Annotated in this window: 18 protein-coding genes and 2 pseudogenes; 7 read left to right on the top strand and 13 right to left on the bottom strand. The window is 57.9% G+C overall.

The annotated features are described in order from the left end of the window. On the top strand, positions 1 to 1,142 hold a 1,142-nt coding region (locus tag L9Z73_RS07980; protein ID WP_247398316.1), incomplete at its 5' end, for a F0F1 ATP synthase subunit alpha. Beyond that, entirely contained in the window at positions 1,142 to 2,056 is a 915-nt protein-coding gene (locus tag L9Z73_RS07975) for a F0F1 ATP synthase subunit gamma (RefSeq protein WP_247398313.1), read from the top strand. The genes L9Z73_RS07980 and L9Z73_RS07975, both read left to right, overlap by 1 nt. 111 nt (positions 2,057 to 2,167) lie before the next feature. On the opposite strand, the gene L9Z73_RS07970 is transcribed toward L9Z73_RS07975, so the two are convergent. The 4 genes from L9Z73_RS07970 to L9Z73_RS07955 form a co-directional block, all read right to left on the bottom strand. Next, on the bottom strand, positions 2,168 to 2,464 hold the full coding sequence (locus L9Z73_RS07970) for a DUF6388 family protein (protein ID WP_247398310.1): 297 nt from the start codon (positions 2,462 to 2,464) through the stop codon (positions 2,168 to 2,170). 64 nt (positions 2,465 to 2,528) lie between these two features. Continuing rightward, positions 2,529 to 3,737 carry a D-alanyl-D-alanine carboxypeptidase family protein gene (locus tag L9Z73_RS07965; RefSeq protein ID WP_247398307.1) on the bottom strand — a complete coding sequence of 403 codons (1,209 nt, stop codon included), beginning with the start codon at positions 3,735 to 3,737 and terminating at the stop codon, positions 2,529 to 2,531. 104 nt (positions 3,738 to 3,841) lie between these two features. Beyond that, a complete protein-coding gene (locus L9Z73_RS07960; RefSeq protein WP_247398304.1) occupies positions 3,842 to 5,239 on the bottom strand; it encodes a sensor histidine kinase in 1,398 nt (465 codons plus the stop codon). Further along, on the bottom strand, positions 5,217 to 5,897 hold the full coding sequence (locus tag L9Z73_RS07955; protein WP_247398301.1) for a response regulator transcription factor: 681 nt from the start codon (positions 5,895 to 5,897) through the stop codon (positions 5,217 to 5,219). Before L9Z73_RS07955 ends, L9Z73_RS07960 begins: the two co-directional genes overlap by 23 nt. Positions 5,898 to 6,698: 801 nt before the next feature. Between L9Z73_RS07955 and L9Z73_RS07950 the strand changes: the two genes are divergently transcribed. The 3 genes from L9Z73_RS07950 to L9Z73_RS07940 all read left to right on the top strand — a co-directional run bounded on the left by L9Z73_RS07950 (position 6,699) and on the right by L9Z73_RS07940 (position 10,834). Continuing rightward, the gene (locus L9Z73_RS07950; RefSeq protein WP_247398297.1) at positions 6,699 to 8,021 is read left to right on the top strand and encodes a chloride channel protein; all 1,323 of its coding nucleotides are present in this window, start codon (positions 6,699 to 6,701) and stop codon (positions 8,019 to 8,021) included. A gap of 213 nt (positions 8,022 to 8,234) precedes the next feature. Beyond that, on the top strand, positions 8,235 to 10,115 hold the full coding sequence (locus L9Z73_RS07945; protein ID WP_247398294.1) for a DUF294 nucleotidyltransferase-like domain-containing protein: 1,881 nt from the start codon (positions 8,235 to 8,237) through the stop codon (positions 10,113 to 10,115). Then, entirely contained in the window at positions 10,112 to 10,834 is a 723-nt protein-coding gene (locus tag L9Z73_RS07940) for a 3'-5' exonuclease (RefSeq protein ID WP_247398289.1), read from the top strand. Before L9Z73_RS07945 ends, L9Z73_RS07940 begins: the two co-directional genes overlap by 4 nt. Before the next feature lie 187 nt (positions 10,835 to 11,021). On the opposite strand, the gene L9Z73_RS07935 is transcribed toward L9Z73_RS07940, so the two are convergent. The 9 genes and pseudogenes from L9Z73_RS07935 to L9Z73_RS07895 all read right to left on the bottom strand — a co-directional run bounded on the left by L9Z73_RS07935 (position 11,022) and on the right by L9Z73_RS07895 (position 20,290). Continuing rightward, positions 11,022 to 12,134, bottom strand: a complete 1,113-nt coding sequence (locus tag L9Z73_RS07935; RefSeq protein ID WP_247398285.1) for a mechanosensitive ion channel family protein — start codon at positions 12,132 to 12,134, stop codon at positions 11,022 to 11,024. A gap of 94 nt (positions 12,135 to 12,228) precedes the next feature. Next, entirely contained in the window at positions 12,229 to 13,896 is a 1,668-nt protein-coding gene (locus L9Z73_RS07930) for a BCCT family transporter (RefSeq protein WP_247398282.1), read from the bottom strand. Between the two features lie 220 nt (positions 13,897 to 14,116). Then, positions 14,117 to 14,245, bottom strand: a pseudogene (locus L9Z73_RS07925) (Zn-dependent hydrolase); the annotation flags it as partial. Between the two features lie 79 nt (positions 14,246 to 14,324). After that, the gene (locus tag L9Z73_RS07920; RefSeq protein ID WP_247398279.1) at positions 14,325 to 14,849 is read right to left on the bottom strand and encodes a DUF2867 domain-containing protein; all 525 of its coding nucleotides are present in this window, start codon (positions 14,847 to 14,849) and stop codon (positions 14,325 to 14,327) included. Between the two features lie 338 nt (positions 14,850 to 15,187). After that, the gene (locus L9Z73_RS07915; RefSeq protein WP_247398276.1) at positions 15,188 to 16,285 is read right to left on the bottom strand and encodes a polyamine ABC transporter substrate-binding protein; all 1,098 of its coding nucleotides are present in this window, start codon (positions 16,283 to 16,285) and stop codon (positions 15,188 to 15,190) included. 63 nt (positions 16,286 to 16,348) lie between these two features. Next, positions 16,349 to 17,218 carry an ABC transporter permease subunit gene (locus L9Z73_RS07910; RefSeq protein WP_247398273.1) on the bottom strand — a complete coding sequence of 290 codons (870 nt, stop codon included), beginning with the start codon at positions 17,216 to 17,218 and terminating at the stop codon, positions 16,349 to 16,351. Beyond that, a complete protein-coding gene (locus tag L9Z73_RS07905; RefSeq protein ID WP_247398319.1) occupies positions 17,215 to 18,096 on the bottom strand; it encodes an ABC transporter permease subunit in 882 nt (293 codons plus the stop codon). Before L9Z73_RS07905 ends, L9Z73_RS07910 begins: the two co-directional genes overlap by 4 nt. 44 nt (positions 18,097 to 18,140) lie before the next feature. Further along, entirely contained in the window at positions 18,141 to 19,283 is a 1,143-nt protein-coding gene (locus L9Z73_RS07900; RefSeq protein ID WP_247398269.1) for an ABC transporter ATP-binding protein, read from the bottom strand. Between the two features lie 245 nt (positions 19,284 to 19,528). Further along, positions 19,529 to 20,290, bottom strand: a complete 762-nt coding sequence (locus L9Z73_RS07895; protein ID WP_247398265.1) for a gamma-glutamyl-gamma-aminobutyrate hydrolase family protein — start codon at positions 20,288 to 20,290, stop codon at positions 19,529 to 19,531. Between the two features lie 266 nt (positions 20,291 to 20,556). Between L9Z73_RS07895 and L9Z73_RS07890 the strand changes: the two genes are divergently transcribed. Continuing rightward, positions 20,557 to 21,933 carry a glutamine synthetase family protein gene (locus tag L9Z73_RS07890; RefSeq protein ID WP_247398262.1) on the top strand — a complete coding sequence of 459 codons (1,377 nt, stop codon included), beginning with the start codon at positions 20,557 to 20,559 and terminating at the stop codon, positions 21,931 to 21,933. A gap of 33 nt (positions 21,934 to 21,966) precedes the next feature. Then, positions 21,967 to 22,160: pseudogene (locus L9Z73_RS07885) on the top strand (aldehyde dehydrogenase PuuC); the annotation flags it as partial.

The raw sequence follows: 22,160 nt of genomic DNA, 5'->3' as shown, positions 1-22,160 counted from the left end.
CCATCGAACGGCCGGCGGCGCCGATCATGGACCGTGCGCCCGTGACCGAGCCGCTGCAAAGCGGCCTGAAAGTCATCGATGCGCTAATCCCCATCGGCCGAGGACAGCGTGAACTGATCCTGGGCGACCGCCAGACCGGCAAGACGGCGATCGCCATCGATACCATTTTTAATCAGCGCGACAAGAACGTGTTGTGTGTGTATTGCGCCATTGGCCAGCGAGCGTCGGCAGTGGCCAAGGCGGTGGCCAACCTGCGAGAGAGAGGGGCGCTGGCCTACACTGTCGTGGTGGTCGCCGAAGGCAACGAAGCGCCGGGACTGTCCTATATCGCCCCCTACGCCGCCACCAGCATCGCCGAGCATTTTATGGAGGCCGGCCGCGACGTGCTGATTGTCTACGACGACCTGACTCACCACGCGCGTGCCTACCGTGAACTGTCGCTATTGCTGCGTCGGCCACCGGGGCGCGAGGCCTTTCCGGGCGATATTTTCTACATCCATTCGCGCATGCTGGAGCGCGCGACCCATCTGAACCAGGAACGTGGCGGCGGTTCGATGACAGCACTGCCCATCATCGAAACCGAAGCCCAGAACATATCGGCCTACATCCCGACCAATCTGATCTCGATTACCGATGGGCAGATCGTGCTGTCGCCGTCATTGTTTGAACTCGGCGTGCTGCCGGCCATTGATGTCGGCCAGTCAGTTTCGCGTGTCGGCGGCAAGGCTCAACGCCCGGCTTATCGCGCCGTGGCGGGCGCTCTCAAGCTGGCCTATGCGCAATTCGAGGAACTGGAGACCTTTGCGCGCTTCGGTGCAAGGCTCGATGAGGACACGCGCCAATCCATCGTTCACGGCCAGCGCATCCGCGCCTGCCTGGGCCAGTCGGAGCTCTCACCGGTGACGGTGCCAGCTCAAATTGCGATTTTGCTGGCCTTGAATGCGGCACTCTTCGACCCGGTGCCGCTTGAGCGCATGACCGCTGCGCAGCAGGCTGTCGAAGCCGCCGCCAATGGCCTCCCGGCCGTTCTGGGCAAGCGCCTGGCCGATGCCGAGGCGCTCACCGACGCTGATCGCGAGCAGGTCACCGAAGCGGCGCGCCAGGCACTTGCGGCGTTTGTGCCTGCGCCCAAGGAGGTTTGATGGCTGCCACCATCACGGCATTGCGCCGCCAAATCAGCAGCGCCTCTGACCTCAAGTCCGTTGTCCGGGTCATGAAAGCCTCCGCCGCATCGGCCATCGGGCAGTACGAGCGATCAGTGGCGGCACTCGCCGACTACGCGCGCACCGTCGAACTGGGGTTGGGCGTTTGTCTGCGTGCGGTCGATCCCGCAACGATACACGCCCGGGCACCCCATGCACGGGATGAGGGTCACACTGTGCATGCGGTGGTATTCGGCTCCGATCAGGGACTGGTCGGGCGGTTCAACGACGAGGTGGTCGACTACGCAATCGCCCAGTTCACGTCCTTGCCGGTGAAGGTTTGGGCGGTTGGTGAACGTGTGCATGAACGACTGCTCGATGCCGGTAGAGCGCCCGAAGGCGTGTTTGCCGTGCCTGGGTCGGTGGAGCAAATCACGCAACTGGTGGGGCAGGTCCTGCAAACAGTCCCGATGGCGGACAGCGAGGGCGCGGGAGAACCACAACGTGCCACGCTGATGCTTTTCTATAACCGGCCCAGCGGTAACGGCTATAGCCCGGTGAGCCAGCGACTGCTGCCCCTGGATGAGCAATGGCAACAGGCACTCGCTTTGCAACCCTGGCCCACGCCTCAATTGCCCGAAGTCCTGAGCGCGAACACACAGACGCTGCGTGCGTTCATCCGTGAGCACCTGTTCGTCTCGCTGTTTCGCGCCAGTGCCGAGTCGTTGGCCAGTGAAAACGCCAGCCGTCTTGCCGCGATGCAGCGCGCAGACCGCAACATCGGCGAACTGTTGCAAGACCTTGACGCCACCTATCACCGTTTGCGCCAAGCCGGTATCGACGAGGAACTCTTTGACGTGATTTCAGGTTTTGACGCCCTGTCGCCGAACGCCGATGCCGGCTCCCAGGGTTGAACCGACGGGGCGTGCTGTCGCATTGCGTCTCCCGCCTTGCCTTTGCCGCTAATCAGCCGTTGCTGTGCGGTATCGACAAGTGCCCGCGTGCCTGTACACGCGCCCCAAGTGTTATTCGATGATTTCATTGAGCGTGCAGTAATCCGTCCATTCCATCTCAACCATTTCTGACACTTCTCGATGGAACGCCAGGGTCATGCTTTTCAGCTCTTCGGGAGACTCCGAGATCATGGTCAGCGTCAGCTCCCATACCGCTATCCCAAGTCGTGCTGCCTCTTGCTCAAAGGCCGATTCGATACACACTTTCTTTTCAGCCTGACTCAGTCCCTGTACCGCTTCATTGAGGGAAGAGTCGCCTTTGAAGAATTTTGATAGCGCGAGTTCTTTGCGTAGCTCATCTGAGTTCATCAACGTCTCCGCGACTGCGATGGGGGCCGGCTTTTGCCGTGTAATCAGCGGGTATTGAAGCGACTCATGCGATCTCGGTCTCATCGAACCAGCTACGGATCGTCCGGGTGAAAAACAGATGCACGGTATCCCACCAACGTGTCCACCAATAGCCTTGCTCTGCGTCCACAAGGACGACCAATGGCCGCTCCCCCAGTTTATGTTCGGCGTCGAACAGATCTAGCCTTCCGATGACTGTGCCTGCAGTGATAGGGGCTTCGATCGGACCGTCAAACGCCAAGCGCATCTCGATTTTTCGACTTGCGTTTTTAGGCAGCGTGAGAGTCATGTCGTCGAGCAACCCCACGCTGATGGACGGTTGTTTACCCTTCCAGAGCGCAGCCTGTGCGAGTACTTCGCCGCCTTTCTTATAGGTTTGGGTGTCGTAGAAGCGAAAACCGTACCCCATCAGCTTTTCTGTTTCTTCCGCACGTTTACGGGTGCTACTGGCGCCCAGTACTGCACTGATCAAGCGTTGCCCATCCCGCTGTGCGGAGGCCACCAAGCAATACCCCGCCGCCTCTGTATGACCGGTCTTCAAACCGTCGTAGATGGAATTGCGCCACAACAGTGCGTTGCGGTTGGATTGCTGAATGCCGTTCCAGGTGAAGGTTTTCTTGGCGTAGAGAGGGTAGTAGGTGGTCCCTTCATTGATGACTTTCAGAGCTAAGGTCGCCATGTCTCGCGCGGAGGAGTAATGCTCCGGGTCCGGTAGACCGGTGGAGTTCATAAAGTGCGTGTTGATCAATCCCAGCGTTGAAGCGGTCGAGTTCATCATCCCGACAAACCCGTCTTCACTTCCCGCGATATGTTCGGCCAACGCCACGCTGGCGTCGTTGCCTGAATCGATGATCACGCCGCTCAGCAAGTCGTGAACCGAAGCAGAACTGCCAGGTTCGAGGAACATGCGTGAGCCACCAGTGCGCCAGGCGTTTTCGCTCACGACGACTTGGTCATCGGCGCTTATCCGCCCCGACTTGAGCTCACGTGTAGTGACGTAAGCCGTCATTAATTTGGTGAGGCTGGCCGGGGGGAGGCGTGCATCACTGTTGTGGCTGGTAATTACGCTGTCCGTTGCCGCGTCGATCAGTATCCAGGCTTCGGCACCCAGCTTCGGTGCAGCGGGGATCATTGCCCCCAGGGTTGCATTGGCAGCCAGCGCGTCGTTTGCCCAAAGAAGCGGTGGCGTTACACAAAGCACGGTCAACACACGCAGGAACAGCAGATATCTCACAAGCAAAAGGCCTTGGGTCAGCAATAAGTGCTGCCAAATTAGGCCTCGCAGGCGGGGCGCTCAAATTAACCAGTGTTAAGTTAAATTTAATGTTCAGGTACAGATCAATCGGTGGCTTGACCGATGAACAGCGGGCAATGAATCAATACGCATGTTCCCCTGTCCAGGGCGGCAGGGCGGATATCCAGTGTGTACCCGTGCAATTTGACGATGGCGGCGACTAACGATAAGCCTAAGCCGTGGCCAGGGTTTATCTGGCTTCCCTCACCGCGATAGAGCCTGCGAATGACATGTGTACGATCCGCTTCAGGGATGCCGGCACCATCGTCGACGACTTCAATCATGACCGATGAATCCTTGACGCTCCCGCGCAATTCGATATGGCCGCCCTCAGGGGTAAATTTAAGGGCGTTATCGAGCAAGTTGACCAGCGCTTCGAACAGCAACGAAGAGTCGCCGTACACCCTGGGACAATCGCTGGGAATGACCAACGAAAGCGTTTGGGAGCGGTCCAGCGCCATCGGCTCATAAAATTCATGCGCCTGTTTCAACAGCGCCATGATCGGAAAGGGCGCAAATGCAGAACGACGACGAATATCCTCAAGCTCGGCAACCCGCAGCAGCCCTTGAAAACGCACCATGATCGACTCGCTCTCCTCAAACGCCTGGTTCAAGGCCTGCTCATGTTCACGCGCCAGCGGCAATTGCTGCAACTGATAGAGCCTTGCGCGCAAGCGTGTCAACGGCGTGCGCAAGTCATGGGCAATACCGTCGCAGACGCTTTTGACTTCATACATCAGTTGCTCAATATGATCGAGCATCGTATTGACGGCGCTGGCCAGCATATCCAGTTCATCGCGGCGTGCGGACAACGGCAAACGTTCAGACAGGTTGCCCGAGACAATACTTTCGGTACACAGCTGCAGGCGTTTGACACGCCGCAATGGCCGCCGCCGTAATAAACGCCAGCCAATCAATCCGGGGATAAGGGTTAATGACAACCCCCACATCAGTGCCTGCTCGATAATGCCACCCACGGCGGATATTGACCCTCCGTCACGGGCCAGAATGAGGATATGCCCGTCGGGGCGTCGTGCCATCAGGGCATAGCTGCTTCTGGTTTCGGTGCTGGGTAACGCAATGCTCAGGCCGCGCTCAAGGTAATGGACTTGGCCATCGTCGGGCAGGTTGGAGCGTAGTTTCAGCAGGTCGCCGGCGACGTGTTTGCCATCGGGTGCAAACAAGCCGTAGGCGTCGATCCCTGGCGTTGAAAAAGCCTCACTGGCAGCCAGCTCTGCGAGCAATTGGGTGTCGTCGATCTGTTGATAATAGTGGGCGCGTTGCAACAACGTCCGTTCAGCGACCGTTCCGAGATAGTGGGAAATTTCCCAGTACAGCACACCCGTAAAAAGTGCGCCCCAGGCCACGAAAAACACTGCGTAAAACCCGATCAGCCGACTTCCGGACGAGCGCCAATCCTCATTTTTGGGTAACGAGGACATAGCCGGCACCGCGTATTGTATGGATGACAGGCGAGTTTTCGTCGCTTTCCAGCTTTTTGCGCAGTCGACCGATGTGCACATCAATGATGTTTGTTCCAGGGTCGAAGTGGTATCCCCAGACGCCTTCAAACAGCATGGTGCGCGTGACCAACTGGCCGGCACTGCGCATCAGGTAATTGAGCAGCTTGAACTCGGTGGGCAGCAGTTGGATGTCTTCGTCATTTCGAGTCAGTTTGTGCTCTACCAGGTCCAGGCGCAGGTTTCCGCAACTGAGGTGGGGGTTGCTGGGGTCTGCGGCAGTGCGTCGAAGCAATGCATCCAGGCGTGCGACCATCTCGACCGCGGAAAACGGCTTGGTCAGGTAATCGTCGCCGCCCGCACGGAGCCCCAGGACGCGCTCATCCACATCGGACAGTGCGCTGATCATCAAGACCGGTGTTTGAATCCCAAGGCTGCGCAAGGTGCTGACAATTGTCAGCCCGTCAAAGTCAGGCAGCATGCGATCCAGGGTAATGGCGTCGTAGCCGCCTGCAATCGCCAAGGCCAGTCCGTCGCGGCCGGTGGCAGCCCACTTTGAGCTGAAGCCGTGGCGTTGGAGTTCAGCGACGATGATTTCAGCAGTCACCTGATCGTCCTCTATGACCAACGCACTACTCATGATTTCCTCCGTTTGAACGTGTTTTCAGCGCTCCCGACTCAATGCCGACACCCAATGCATGTGAACCCTATTGATCTAAGGCGCGCCCGAATACTAACTATTTCTTAACCCACCTTAACCTTCCCACCTCGTCAGCATGGATATATTCGCAATAACAACCTAACGCGCTGACTTAGATGAGGGGGACATAGTGACGACTTATCTGGCTTTCTTCTTGCTGACTTTTGCCTTGGTTTGCGCCCACACGAGCTGGATGACCCGAAAGAGAGAGCGCAGTGATGGCGCCTAGGCATTCGGGCTTGCCGGTTGCGTGCGTCGTCGCACGCTGCGTGGCCGGGCGAAGAAGGGGGCCGGCTGATCGTGTTAATCCGACCATCAGCCGGCCTTGCACGTCCATATTTGAATAAAACGCTGGCGAGCGGTTGGCGCGCCAATCCAGGGATTCAGGGCGTGACACTGGCCATCAACCCACAGCGGGTAATCGCCAGCCTCCGGTGTGCGCCCCAGGCGCAAGGGTTGCAGCGGCGGCCAGCATGGCGAAGCGGTTCTTTACGCGCATGGGAATCTCTGCGTCTTGTTTGTTTTTATTCAGGGCGACTCCACAGTAGTTGATTGATCAGCACAGTCGCGAGCGGACAGTCCTACCCTGCATCAGATTGCCGGGGTAACTGCACGTGGAGTGGGTAGCAGGGGGAGATGATGGCTATAATCCTTTAGCCGCTGCTGGCTGGACCTGACCGTTTAACCCGGTAGTCTTGTTTTCTGGGTTTTATTTAACCTCTACAACGGGAATCCGCTCGGGTGATCAAGCCGATATTACTCATACGTCGTCGCTTTGCCTCGATCCGATGGCGTACTCGTGTGACGCTCTGGGCTGCTGCTACCCTCGCCGGGTTACTGGTTGTGCTGTTCGCCCGGCTGGCCGACCTGGCGCTGATGCAGTTCGTTCAACAAACCGCCGGCCGGCCTTGGCTGCCGTTTATCTACACGCCTTTGATCGGCATGTTTGTCGTATGGATGACCACCCGCTTTTTTGTCGGGGCACAAGGCAGCGGTATTCCTCAGGTCATTGCGGCTACACGGTTGGCCCATCAAGGTAAGCCCGTGGATAAGTTGGTGTCCTTGCGCCTTGCTGTTGCCAAGATAGGGCTAGGTACTCTGGCGTTGACCGGTGGTTTTTCAGCCGGGCGTGAAGGCCCGTCAGTTCAAGTCGCCGCCTCGATCATGCATTTCTTTCACCGTTATCTGCCTAACGCTCGAATCATCCGCCCCGAAGACCTCATTCTGGCCGGTGGTGCAGCGGGTATTGCCGCCGCGTTCAACACGCCTTTGGCCGGTGTGGCCTTTGCGGTGGAGGAGTTGGGGCGTAAGTTGGAAACCCGTACCAGCGGGGTATTGCTCAGTACGATCATCTTGTCGGGGATGGTCGCGATTGCTTTGCAGGGCAACTACAACTATTTCGGGCATTTCGACGTGCAAGAGGTCAATCTCGATATCGTTATCCCGGTACTGGCGATTGGTATTGGCTGCGGCCTTATGGGAGGGTTGTTCAGTCGGATGCTCCTGTGGCCGCAGAGGTATCGCCGATTTTTCGTATGGGAATGGCGTCGCATGCACCCTGTCTGGTTCGCAGGTGGTTGCGGGATGATCGTGGCTATTCTCGGTTGGCTCAGTGGCGGGATGTCCTTTGGCAGCGGTTATGGGATCACATCCCAGATCATCGTGTCTGATATCGGTCTGCCCTGGCACGCGCCGATCACGCGTTTTCTCGCGACCGTAGTGACTTATTTTTCCGGTATCCCGGGCGGTATTTTTGCCCCGTCTCTGGCGGTAGGGGCTGCGGTAGGCGCCAACGTCGCTGAGTTCTTCGCTCTGGCGGCACAGCCCATCATTGCCTTATGCATGGTTGGCTTTCTGGCGGCTGTCACGCAATCGCCGATCACGTCCGCGATCATCGTGATGGAGATGATCGACAGCCATGGCATGGTGATCAGTCTGATGGCTGTTGCGCTGATTGCCAAAGCAGTCAGTGCCAGGATGGGGCCTGAGCTCTATCAACAGTTGGCGCGTGGCTTTCTGCAGTCGGAGGGCAATGACGCCGCTACGCAAAAAGCCAAACCATAGGCTGGGTCAGCGCAACTGCGCTGCGCCCTGGGTGAATGCCGCACTTGCTGGCCTCGCAAACATTACGGTAAGCCGTTACGCAGTAGTTGGTGCAGCGCATAGCGCTTGATCCTCGTCCCGGGATGTGATGTGGTGGCTAACACTGTAAAGACGATTACCCTTCGCCAACTATGGCGTTTGCAACGTATATTTTTTCCAGCATTTCGAGGTTTCATGCAAATCGAGTTACAGGAGATTAGCGACCACCTCTATCGTTTCGCCCCATTTGATACGCTGCCAAAGGAGTCGGTAGACGCCATCGCTCGGCGGGTAGAAGTAAGTTATTTCAAGGCCGGCAGTGACATCCTTGAAGCGGGTGCGATTATTCAGGACTTGCACTATGTGCGCAGTGGTGCCGTGGAGATCTACCGGCGTAATGGCGAACTCTACAACCGACTTGTCGAAGGCGACATATTCGGGCAAGCAGGTCTGTTGCGCAGTAACAAGGTGCGTTTTCCTGCCAGAGCATTGGAAGATAGCCTGATCTATTACATACCCGCCGACGTCTTCGCTGATCTGTGCGCGCAACATGATGCTTTCGCCGACTTTGTTGAAGCCGAGGGGCACTCCAGGCTCAAGACGGCCGTTGAGGCGCAGGGCCGTGCGAGTGAACTTATTCAGCTCAAATGCCGTGCCCTTATCTCACGACCCCTGGTGTGGATCGCGTCGGATGCTTCTGTCGGCGACGCGGCAAAAGTCATGACAGAGCAAAGTGTTTCTTGCGTGTTGGTGATGTCGCCTACGGGCTTGCAGCCGGCTGAAATCCAAGGAATCGTGACTGATCGGGACCTGCGCACGCGCGTTGTTGCTGCTGGCCGAAACGCTGATGAAACGAGCGCCAGCGACATCATGACTGCCGACCCGGTTGCGATCGGCGCCGATGACTCAGTGTTTGAAGCCATGCTGATGATGTTGCGCCGCAATATTCACCATTTGCCAGTCGTCCACCATGGCCATCCGATCGGTCTGATCAACCTGTCGGATATCATTCGCTACGAGTCGCACAGCAGTTTGTACCTGGTAAACAGAATCTCTAATCAGACCTCCGTCGAAGGCCTGAAATCGCTTTTGCGCGACCTGCGTGGAACCTACATCCGCATGGTGCGTGATGGCGCCACTGCACACATGATCGGCAGCGCAATTTCCGGCATTGGCCGGGCCTTTACCCAGCGTTTGCTGGAACTGGCAGAGAAGAAACTGGGGCCGCCTCCGGTGCCTTACTGCTTTATGGTGCTCGGTTCCATGGCGCGCGATGAGCAGTTGTTGGTGACTGACCAGGACAACGCATTGGTGCTTGACGACAGCTTCGATCCGATCCAGCACGATGCTTACTTTCGGGCCTTGGCAACGTTTGTGAGTGATGGCCTGGCCGCGTGCGGTTACAGCTACTGTAAGGGCGGGATAATGGCGACCAACGATCAGTGGCGTCAGCCCTTGAATGTGTGGCGACGTTATTTCGATCAGTGGATCGAGAAACCTAACCCGACGACGTTGCTCAATAGCTGTATTTTTTTCGACCTTGACGGTGTTTTTGGCCAGCTTGAGTTGGTACAAGAGCTAAAAATTCTGTGTGCTCGCAAATCCAGCGCACACCCTGTTTTTCTGAGTGCCATGGCTCGAATTGCGCTTGACCGGACGCCGCCATTGGGGTTTTTCCGTACTTTTGTCGTCGAGACAGACGGGCAGCACAAAAGGATCATTAATCTCAAGGGGCGGGGCACCGCTCCGCTGACTGACCTTATCCGCATCCATGCGCTTGCGTGCGGCAGTACCGCGCAGAATTCGTTTGATCGCATGGATGCGATAGCGAGCAGCAACGTCATCCCGCCTGAAGGATTAAAGCAACTTCGATATGCACTGGAGTTTCTGTCGATGGTGCGAATCCGACATCAGGCAGACGCGTTGGAGCAGGGGGCTGCGCTCAATAACTACGTCGAGCCCGAGCGTTTTTCCAACAGTGAGCGGCGTAATCTAAAAGAGGCGTTTCAGGTCTTGAGTAATGGCCAGAATTTCTTGCGATTCCGCTATCCTCCAAAAGGTCGCCTCGCGTCATGAAGCACATGAATGCGCAGCCCAATCGTAAAATGCTGGACTGGTCTTCCAGGTTTGAGACATTGGCGCAAAACGCCGTTAACAGCCGCTTGCGACAGTTCTATCAAGCCGGTGCAGTCTCAGCCCAGGCCTCCATTGAGAGCGTGCAACTGCTCGCAATGGATGTGGAAACCACCGGTCTTGATGCACAGGCGCACAGCATTGTGAGCATCGGCGTGATGCCGTTCACACTACAGCGCATTTATTGCGGGAACTCACTTTACTGGGTGATAAAACCATCTTCCGAACTGAATGAAAAGTCAGTGACTTTTCATCACATAACCCATACCGAGATTCTCGATGCTCCCACCTTTGCGCAGGTGCTAGATCCGTTGCTGACGGCTATGACCGGCAAGGTGATGGTCGTCCATTATCGCAATATCGAGCGCGCCTTCTTGGATCAGGCAGTCCGTAGATATTTAGGTGAGGGGCTGGACTTTCCAGTCATCGATACGATGCAGTTAGAGGCTCGACTGCATCGGCAAAAACTCGGTTGGTTTGCCCGACTCATGGGGCGCTCACAGCAATCCATACGATTGGCAGATAGTCGCAAGCGGCTTGGCCTTCCGGCGTACCATGCCCACCACGCTTTAACCGATGCCCTTGCGACAGCAGAATTGTTGCAGGCGCAGATCGCGACTCACTATTCAACGTCCACCCCGGTTGGCGAGTTGTGGAATTGACTCAGTTGCTCAACTGCTGGCGTTAACGCGCGAGGCTAACGCCATTTGATAGTAACCGCTCCTTGAACCCTACATTCAAAGCGCTTGGTTGATCCCGCGCTACCTCGCCTGACCTGGTGCAATCCAAATCCAAGTGACACCGCCAAGCGCACTGGGCAATGATGTCGATCAGGCAAGGGGCGTGCCTCTAGGCCGGGTGTTTGGAGTCATTCACAAGCCCATCCTTGCCGGGGTCGGAGGCAATGTAGACCGTGCGTGACGGATAGGCAAAGTTGACGCCCAGTTCCTCGAACGCGTCGATTATTCCAAGATTGATGTCTTGCTGGACATCCATATAAACGTTGTAACTAGGGTCGAGCACGATGTAAACGGTCTCGAACTCTAACGCACTATTACCGAAGTTTCGAAAGTGACAGCGATCGAATCGTGCTCTTTCTTGCTTGCGGATAATCTGTTCTATGCGTTGCGGCACGTCTCTAACTTGTTGCGGAGAGCAGTTGTAGGTCAACGCAATTTCGAACACTACTCGGCGTTCTTGAAGCCTTTTATAGTTTTGTATGGTACTTCCGATCATTGCGGCGTTCGCCATGACGATCTGTTCGCCACCCAAGCTACGTATCCGCGTGGTCTTTAACCCCACATGCTCGACAGTGCCTGACAGTGCGCCGACAACAATGAAATCGCCGACCTCAAATGGTTTGTCCACCGCAATAGATAAGGACGCGAACACATCGGCGAGGATGTTTTGTACTGCCAACGCAATAGCAATACCCCCCACGCCCAGGCTGGCAACGAAAGCCGTAATGTTCACGCCGACATTCGAAAGCATTGCAAGTACGACGACGACCCACAGGAACACTTTGGCCCCCCAAAGACTTAACGTTGCCAGGGCGCTGCCTTGAAATGTCTGCGAGGCGCTGTGCCGACGAAAATATCGGGAAAGCGCCAACGCCACGGCGCGGTTTGCCCATAACCCAACCTGTAAGGCCACCACCACGAACCAGAGGCTGCTGACGCGGCCCAGCCAGCGGTCCGGTAGATCCAGAACACCTACGCCGATCAATAGCGCGGCCAGAAATAAAAGCGTGTTACTGGTACCGGAGAGCACCTCAACCGCTATGTTGCTTATATGGGCGTTGGGCAGTACAGATACTTTCCGAAGTTTTCTTAGAAAAAAGTCAATCGCCGCCCTGGCCAAGATAAAGCTGATAATTGCCAGTGAGATAGCGAAAATCCAGTTAGCTAAGGCTATTCCCAGAAAGTTGTGGATGACGAAGAAATCATTGATTTGTTGGAACATATTGCCCTCGGTTTTAGCTTCAAGGTGCAAACGTATTGACGTGTTACACCTTGAAACTTGAAGCGAAAGTTACGTATGTCTTAGCTCATGTTTACTAACGAGGCTCAGTCATCAATCCTTTCACGAGAGAGATACATCCCAACATCAGAACGATTGCAAAGGGCAAACCTGTGGAGACTGCCATCGCCTGCAGTGCTACCAGGCCGCCCCCCAATAGAAGGGCAATCGCAATCACGCCCTCGATGACCGCCCAGAACACACGTTGAGGCACCGGCGCATCAACCTTACCCCCGGCGGTAATCGTATCGATCACCAACGAACCGGAGTCCGAAGAGGTAATAAAAAACACGATGACCAGAATGATGCCCAGGAATGAGCTGATCTCCTTAAGCGGCAGTTCTCCCAGCATAGCGAACAGTTTCAGTTCCAGAACAGCGTCCTTGACGCCCATCACGCCCTGTACCGTCGCTTGGTCAATGGCCGTTCCGCCGAATGTGGTCATCCACAGCACAGAAACCACTGAAGGAACGAGCAGGACAGAGATCAGAAACTCTCTGACTGTTCGACCACGACTGACGCGCGCGATAAACATGCCTACAAACGGCGACCAACTGATCCACCAAGCCCAATAGAAGGCCGTCCAGCCTTGGGTGAATTGAGTGTCTGTGCGTCCGAATGGGTTCGAAAGCGCCGGCAGGTATTCAACATAAGTCACCAGGTTCTTGAAGAAACCCGTGAAGATGGCCAACGTCGGCCCCACTACGATGATAAATACCAGCAAGAGTAATGCGAGTCCCATATTGATCTGGGAAAGCATCTTGACACCCTTATCCAAGCCGGCAAGGACTGACCACAGAGCGATCAAGGTGATACCAACGATCAGCACGACCTTGCTGAGATTCGTCGATCGGATTCCGAAAAGGTATTCAATCCCTGCGGCAGCTTGTTCTGCACCAATGCCCAGCGAAGTCGCCAACCCGAATAGCGTGGCGAATACCGCCAGGATATCGATGATATGCCCTGGCCATCCCCAAACACGCTCACCCAATAGGGGATAGAAAATCGAGCGTATCGAAAGCGGTAAGCCCTTGTTGTAAGAAAACAACGCCAAGGACAGCGCCACTATCGCGTATATCGCCCAGGGATGGAGCCCCCAGTGAAAGATCGTGGCAGCCATCGCCAAATCGGCGGATGCCTTCATGTCGCCTGCAGCCCCTCCTAACGGCGCCCAGTCCGTGCGCACGCCGCTGGCATCGACTGTCACACCGCCCATGGACGCAGCGTAATGCGACATGGGTTCGGCTACGCCATAAAACATCAAACCAATGCCCATGCCTGCGGCAAAAAGCATTGAAAACCATCCGACGTAGCTATGGTCTGGCTTGGCATCTCTGCCGCCCAAGCGAACCTTACCCAGCGGAGAGAAAATCAACGCAATGCACAGCACGACAAAAACATTCGCAATGCTCATGAAGAGCCAGGCAAGGTGGCTGGTTAACCAGTTTCGGATAGAGCTGAAGAGGGGTTCAACTTCGTTCTGCAATGCCAGCGTCAAAACCACGAACAGTAAAATGGTGGCCGCTGAAATAATGAACACTTTGCCGTGGATATCGAGCGAGAACGAAAACTCTCCCTTGATGTTGTCTTGACCGATCACATAGTCAGTGTCGATCAGATTGGCAGCTCCGCTCGGTGCTGGAATACCGTCCTCACTGGGGACGTGAGGGATGTTTGGCCGATCATCCGTAGGCTTTTCAACCATGAGAATCTCCTTATTGGTGGCACGCCATGACGTGCAGTTGTCATTATCCCCGCTGTTCCTATGGTTAAACGAGATGTTAGCCGCTTTATCCTAACAAGCTTTGCGGACAAATCCGGTAAAACCTGTCTATTTCAAGGCCGCTTGGTCGAATAGGTGACCGCCACCGGACTTCTTTGCGGTTTCAAACTGTGTGATGTGCGTGCTCGGCTCCGAGCTCAAAGACACCTGCGACCTGCACATCCAGCCAGCAAAGCGCTTGGCCGTCGGTCACCCTTCCAACGGGCAAACCGTTATCTTTGAGGATTGGGCCCTGTTCAATATGGGCTTCGAAGTGGGCGTCGAATGGCCGCCTAAAGTGCCTTGGCGCTTGAGTGTCTGTTCCCGCGGCTCGTGGAACGCACTGAGCTTGAACGCGGGTATGAACAACGCTAGCGCTGATTGAGCATGGCCAGCATGCGTGGCGCGATAAAGCGATGGAACGGCGCCACCGGCAGCATATACAGGCGGCCCAGCCAGTTGTGCGGCTGGACCACGGTGGAGAGCACCACCCGACGGGTTCCTTGCGGGTCGAGAGGCATAAGGTTGATGGCCAGGTACACATCCAGGTGCCGGTCCTGGTCGACCAGCAAAACCTCGTCGGGGGTTTGCGAGACCAGGGTGAAAATCCCCACCCGGTCGCCGGGTCGATAGTCGGCGTCTGCACGCTCGAGATCGATGCGTGTCAGTCTGCCGAGGTCCTTGAGGCCAAACACCTGCACCAGTCGATTGCGCAGCGCCATCAATCGGTCGATCCAAATAGGTGTGCGAGCCATCAGCCGCAGCCCATGCCGCAAGGCGCTACGCTCGTGGTCATCGGCCAAAGTGCTCTGGCAATCGATGAAACTGGCGCCCGTGGCACGTCGGGCAATGCTTGAGTCGGGCGGGAGAGTGCAGCGGCTGACGCTGGAGTTCATAAGGTTTGTCCGAAGGCCATTAATCGTAGGTAGCGCGTTTTTATTCGGGTTCCACGAGGTGCCGCGCGCTCTTTAGCACTTCACACGAGCGCACGATCAAGTGGGCCAGAAAGTGCAGGGCATCCTCAAGCGTTTTAATTGTTCAGTGCCGCGCACCCATGAAAGGCCCAGAGTGGCAAGACGCTTTGTTGGCCGACTGAACGCAAAAAAGGCGCCCGAAGGCGCCAAGGGTTTCACCCTAACCGAGGGAGCCGGGTGAAGCCGTTCACAGCAAAGGTCGCGGTGGTAAGGCGCGACGGGAACGGAAGCGGGGTGCGCCGAGTGGTGGCGCGCAGGTGTTAGTTGCCGAGCTTGACCTTGGTCCAGCCGCGGGTCATCAGGCGCTGCACGGGAATGGGCTGGTCGGGGATCGCGTACAGGGTCGCGAGCACGTCCTGGGGCGGGTAGGACGCCGGGTCGTTGCGGATCGCCTCGTCCACCAGGGGCGTGGCCGCGGCGTTGGCGTTGCTGTAGCCGATGCTGTTGGTGACCTCGGCGATGATATCCGGGCGCATCAGAAAATTCATGAAGGCATAGGCGTTGTCGACGTTGCTGGCGTCCCGGGGGATGGCCACCATGTCGTAGAAACTGCCGGCGCCTTCCTTGGGAATGCTGTAGTCGATCTTCACCCCGTTGTTGGCTTCTTGAGCCCGGGCGCGCGCTTGCAGCACGTCGCCGGAGTAACCCACGGCCACGCAGATATTGCCGTTGGCCAGGTCCGAGATGTACTTGGAGGAGTGGAAGTACGCCACTGAAGGGCGGATCTTCATGAACACTTCCTGGGCCTGGGCGATCTGTTGTTTGTCCTGGGAGTTCACCGCAAAGCCCAGGTAGTGCAGGGCCGCTGGCAGCATTTCGGTCGGCGAATCGAGGAAGCTGATGCCGCAGGCCTTGAGTTTCGCGGCATTCTCGGGGTTGAACAGCAGGTCCCAGGAGTTCAGCTGCGCGTCGGTGCCCAGTGCCTGGCGGACTTTCTCCGGGTTGTAGCCGATGCCGATCGAACCCCACATATACGGGAAGGCATGCGCGTTGTCGGGGTCGCTGGCGGCGGCATTTTTCAGCAGCACCGGGTTTAGGTTCTTCCAGTTCGTCAGTTTGGATTTGTCCAGGGTCTGGTAGACCCCGGCCTTGATCTGCTTGGCCAGGAAGCTGTTGGACGGGACCACGATGTCGTAGCCCGACTTGCCGGCCAGCAGCCGCGCTTCCAGGGTTTCGTTACTGTCGAAAACGTCGTAGGTGACGTGTATGCCCGTCTCGGCCTCGAACTTTTTCAGGGTGTCGGGGGCGATGTAGTCCGACCAGTTATACACACGCAGCACCTTGTCGGAGGCCTGGGCGCCGCCAGCCATGGCGCCCAACAGGGACAGTGTGAGCAGAGTCCTGCCAAACCTTTTCATGCATCCAACTCCATTTTTTATTGTGGGGTAAAACACGACGGCCTAGGCCGTCGCCGGTGTTCGTTATGACTGTTGGGGTTGCGGCTGCCAGGCTTCGCTGGTGGTCTGGTCCATGGCTTCCTGGATCGCCCGCTTGCGGTTCATTTCGGCCTTGCGGCTGAAATACCAGACCATGAAGGTCACCAGCGACACCGCCAGCAGAATCAGGCTGGCCACGGCGTTGATCTCCGGCTTGACCCCCAGGCGCACGGCGGAGAACACCTCCATCGGCAGGGTGGTGGAGCCGGGCCCGGAGACGAAACTGGCGAGCACCAGGTCATCCAGGGACAAGGCGAACGCCATCATGCCGCCCGCCGCCAACGACGGCGCGATCATCGGGATGGTGATCAGGAAAAACACCTTGAGTGGTCGCGCGCCGAGGTCCATCGCCGCTTCTTCGATGGACAGGTCCAGCTCCCGCAGGCGCGCCGAGACGACCACCGCGACATAGGCCGCGCAGAAGGTGGTGTGAGCGATCCAGATGGTGACGATGCCACGCTCCATGGGCCAGCCGATCATCTGCGCCATGGCCACGAACAGCAGCAACAGCGACAGACCGGTGATCACTTCCGGCATCACCAGAGGCGCGGTCACCAGGCCACCGAACAGGGTCCGGCCCTTGAAACGGGTGACCCGGGTCAGCACGAAGGCGGCCAGGGTGCCCAGCGCCACGGCGGCCACGGCGGTGTAGCAGGCAATCTCCAGGGAGCGCGCCACCGAGCCCATCAATTGGGTGTTATCCAACAGCCCCAGGTACCACTTGAGCGACCAGCCGCCCCAGACCGTCACCAGCTTGGAAGCGTTGAACGAATAGATCACCAGAATCAGCATCGGCAGGTAGATGAACAACAAGCCGAGCACCAGCATCAGGGTCGAAAAACTGAAACGCTTCATGCCCGTGCCTCCATTTCTTTGGCCTGGCTGCGGTTGAACAGCAAGATGGGAATAATCAGGATCGCCAGCATCACCACCGCCAGGGCGGACGCCACCGGCCAGTCGCGGTTATTGAAGAACTCCTGCCACAGCACGCGGCCGATCATCAGGGTCTCCGGGCCGCCCAGCAGTTCCGGGATCACAAACTCGCCGACCACCGGGATGAACACCAGCATGCTCCCGGCGATGATGCCGTTCTTGGCCAGCGGCACGGTGATTTTCCAGAAGCTGTTGAAGTTGCTCGAACCCAGGTCCGAAGCGGCTTCCAGCAGGCTCTGGTCGTGCTTGACCAGGTTGGCGTACAGCGGCAGCACCATGAACGGCAGGTAGGCGTAGACCACGCCGATGTAGACCGCCGTGTTGGTGTTGAGGATTTCAATCGGGCTTGAGGTCAGGCCGGTCCACATCAGGAAGGCGTTGAGCAGGCCGTTATTGCTGAGGATGCCCATCCAGGCATAGACGCGGATCAGAATCGCGGTCCAGGTCGGCATCATGATCAGCAGCAGCAATACGTTTTGCATTTCCTTGCGGGTCTTGGAAATCCCATAGGCCATGGGAAAACCGATCAGCAGGCACATCAACGTGCTGAGCAGGGCGATCTTCAGCGAGCCCAGGTAGGCCGAGATGTACAAATCGTCGGCGGCCAGCAGGCTGTAGTTACCCAGGTTCAGCAGCACCTGGAGTTTCTGCTCGACGAAGGTGTAGATTTCCGAGTAGGGCGGAATCGAGACGGCCGCTTCGGAGAAGCTGATCTTCATCACCAGGAAGAACGGCAGCATGAAAAACAGGAACAGCCAGAGGAAGGGAATGCCGATCACCAGCTTGCGACCGCTGGGCAGCACACGGATCAACGCTTGATTGAAAGTGCTCATGGTCGACGTACTCATGCCCGCAGTACCACGCCGCTGTCGTCTTCCCACCACACGTACACAGTGTCGCCCCAGGACGGCCGGGAGCCACGGCGTTCGGCGTTGGCCATGAACGACTGGACGATCTTGCCGTTCGGCAGCTCCACGTAGAACACCGAGTGCCCGCCGAGGTAGGCGATGTCGTGGACCTTGCCGCTCGACCAGTTGTGCGCGCCGGTCGGCATTACGGTGGTGACCAGCAGTTTTTCCGGGCGGATCGCGTAGGTCACCGACTTGTCTTCCACCGAGGTGGCGATGCCGTAGCCGACGTAGATGTCGCGGTCCAGGTCCGGGCACTGGAGCACCGCGTGACCTTCGGCGTCGTCGATCACCTGGGTGTCGAAGATGTTGACGTTGCCGATGAACTCGCAGACCAGGCGGCTCACCGGGGTTTCGTAAATGTCCACCGGGCTACCGATCTGGGCGATCCAGCCCAAGTGCATGATGGCGATGCGCTGGGCCATGGTCATGGCCTCTTCCTGGTCATGGGTCACCATCACGCAGGTCACGCCCACGCGCTCGATGATCTCTACCAGCTCCAGTTGCATCTGCGAGCGCAGCTTTTTATCCAGGGCGCCCATGGGCTCATCGAGCAGCAGCAGTTTCGGGCGCTTGGCCAGGGAGCGGGCCAAGGCCACGCGCTGGCGCTGGCCGCCGGAAAGCTGGTGAGGTTTGCGCCGGGCGTACTGGGTCATGTGCACCAGCTTGAGCATTTCCTCGACCCGCGCCTCGATCTCGCTGGCCGGCAGGCGGTCCTGCTTGAGGCCAAAGGCGATGTTCTGCGCCACGGTCATGTGCGGGAACAGGGCATAGGACTGGAACATCATGTTGATCGGCCGCTCATAGGGCGGCATATCGGTGATGTCCACGCCGTCCAGCAGGATGCGGCCTTCGGTGGGCCGTTCGAAACCGGCGAGCATGCGCAGCAGGGTGGATTTGCCGGAACCGGAACCCCCCAGTAGGGCGAAGATCTCGCCCTGGTGGATTTCCAGGGACACATCGTCCACGGCCACGGTTTCATCGAACTTCTTGGTCACGCGGTCGATCTTCACCAGCACCTTTTGCGGTTGCTGATGACCTTCCAGAGCCTTGCGATAAATGCTGGAGGCGTTTGCCATGTGAAACTCCCAACAGGTCGTCGGGCCAACGCGGCCTGACTTAATAAGGTTGATTGCAAACCTGCGTCATCAATGCGGTGCAGGTTTATTCGGCGCCGCCATCCTGGCTGCCTGGGCTTGCTTGTTGTTGTTTGGGTGTTGCCGTTCACGCCGCACGGCGGGCGCACACAGGTGCGCGCGCCGCGTGGGCAGGGCGTGTCAATCGGTGAATCGAATACTGGCGGCCCTGTGTGGGCCGCCTTGTGTTAACGGTGCTGACGCTGCGCGGCGCGTTGCCGGCAGGCATCGCCGAAGGCCTGGAAAATACTCAGGTAAGCCGGGTTCGACAGGACCTGCCATTCCGGGTGCCACTGCACGCCAAAGGCAAACGCCTGGCTGTGCTCCACGGAAACGGCTTCGATCAGGCCATCCGGGGCCACGGCTTCGACCCGCAGACCGTCGCCCAGGCGGTCGACGCCCTGGCTGTGGATCGAGTTGACCTGGATCTCGCCGGCCAGGCCCATGGCCTCGAACACGCCGCCGGGCTGGATCGCCACCGGGTGCGCCGCGGCGTACTGGACGTCGAGGCGTGGGTCGTCGGCTTCGCGGTGGTCCATAAAGCCCGGCAGTTCATGCACCTTCTGGTGCAGGCTGCCGCCAAAGGCCACGTTCATTTCCTGGAAGCCGCGGCAGATACCGAGGACCGGCACTCCGGCCGCCACCGCTGCCCGCAACAGGGGCAGGGTGGTGGCGTCGCGCTGCGGGTCATGGGCGGTGCCCGGCGCGCTGGGAGCGCCTTGATAGTGGAAGGGTTCGACATTGGACGGCGAGCCGGTAAACAGCAGGCCGTCGACGTAGTGCAGCAGATCCTTGATCTCGCAGAGGTCCGCCAGGGAAGGGATGACCACCGGCAGCCCCAGGGCCGCGACGCTGACAGCACGCAAATACTTGTCGCCGCTGACATGGTAGGGGTGCAAGCCAATCTCTTTGACGCATGCAGTAACACCGATCAATGGCTTGAGTGCCATTTTTATCACCTCGAAATTCACGCTGGAACGAGTTTTTCCAGAGCTTATCCATGTTGATTTTAATTAACAACCTTCATGTAAAAAATTATAGACGCCATGCGGTGCTAATCCGCATGTTTGCTTGGTGTTCATTCTGTGATTGCCTGGCTAGTACCAATATAATTAACGAATAGCCCGCGCTTTTCGCTATTGACTTCACTTTATCTTTCGGATTGACTGCTGCTACGAAACAGCTTTGAACATAATAATTAACACATAGGTGCATCATGTCGGTCCCACTGCGTACCGTTCAGCTCAACGAAGCCAACGCCTTTCTGAAGAAACACCCTGAGGTCCTGTACGTCGATCTGCTGATTGCAGACATGAACGGCGTGGTGCGCGGCAAGCGCATCGAACGCACGGCGCTGCACAAGGTGTATGAAAAAGGCATCAACCTCCCGGCGTCGTTGTTCGCCCTGGACATCAACGGCTCGACCGTGGAAAGCACCGGCCTGGGCCTGGATATCGGCGACTCCGACCGCATCTGCTACCCGATCCCCGACACCCTGTGCATCGAGCCCTGGCAGAAGCGCCCCACCGCGCAACTGTTGATGACCATGCATGAGCTCGAAGGCCAGCCATTCTTCGCCGACCCGCGCGAAGTGCTGCGCCAGGTGGTGAGCAAGTTCGACGACCTGGGCCTGACCATTTGCGCCGCGTTCGAGCTGGAGTTCTACCTGATCGACCAGGACAACGTGAACGGCCGTCCGCAAGCACCGCGCTCGCCAATCTCCGGCAAGCGCCCGCATTCGACCCAGGTCTACCTGATCGATGACCTCGACGAATACGTCGATTGCCTGCAAGACATCCTTGAAGGCGCGAAAGAGCAGGGCATCCCTGCCGACGCCATCGTCAAGGAAAGTGCCCCGGCGCAGTTCGAGGTCAACCTGCACCACGTCAGCGACCCGATCAAAGCCTGCGACTACGCGGTGCTGCTCAAGCGCCTGGTGAAAAACATCGCCTACGACCACGAGATGGACACCACCTTTATGGCCAAGCCCTACCCGGGCCAGGCGGGTAATGGTTTGCACGTGCACATCTCGATCCTCGACAAAACGGGCACTAACATCTTCGCCAGCGACGACCCCGAGACCAACGACGCCCTGCGTCACGCCATCGGCGGCGTGCTCGAAACCCTGCCGGCGCAGATGGCGTTCCTCTGCCCGAACGTCAACTCCTACCGCCGCTTCGGCGCGCAGTTCTATGTGCCGAACTCGCCGAGCTGGGGCATCGACAACCGCACCGTCGCCGTGCGCGTGCCGACCGGTTCGGCGGATGCCGTGCGCATCGAGCACCGCGTGGCTGGCGCCGACGCCAACCCTTATCTGCTGATGGCCTCGGTACTGGCCGGTATCCACCACGGCCTGACCAACAAGATCGAGCCGGGGGCGCCGGTCGAGGGCAACTCCTACGAGCAGAACGAACAAAGCCTGCCCAACAACCTGCGCGATGCCCTGCGTGAGCTGGACGACAGCGACGTCATGGCCCGGTACATCGACCCGCTGTACATCGACGTGTTTGTGGCGTGCAAGGAAAGCGAGCTGGCCGAGTTCGAGAATTCGATCTCCGACCTTGAGTACAACTGGTACCTGCACACGGTCTGACGGCCCTCCCACTTTTTGCGTTGAGCACACTCTATGACCAAGCATCGCAATGACTGGGAGCAGTACTTCCAGTCCCTGAACCTTGAAGGCCGGGCCTTTATTGACGGCGAGTACCGTTGGGCCGCCAGCGGCGAGACCTTTGACAGCATCAGCCCGGTGGACGGGCGTTTTCTGGCCAAGGTCGCCAGCACCGATGAGGCCGACGCCGACGCGGCGGTGGATACCGG

The sequence above is a fragment of the Pseudomonas emilianonis genome, assembly GCF_023072625.1.
In the GTDB taxonomy this organism is placed as follows: Bacteria; Pseudomonadota; Gammaproteobacteria; order Pseudomonadales; family Pseudomonadaceae; genus Aquipseudomonas; species Aquipseudomonas paraveronii.
This window is presented reverse-complemented; position numbering and strand designations above follow the sequence as displayed.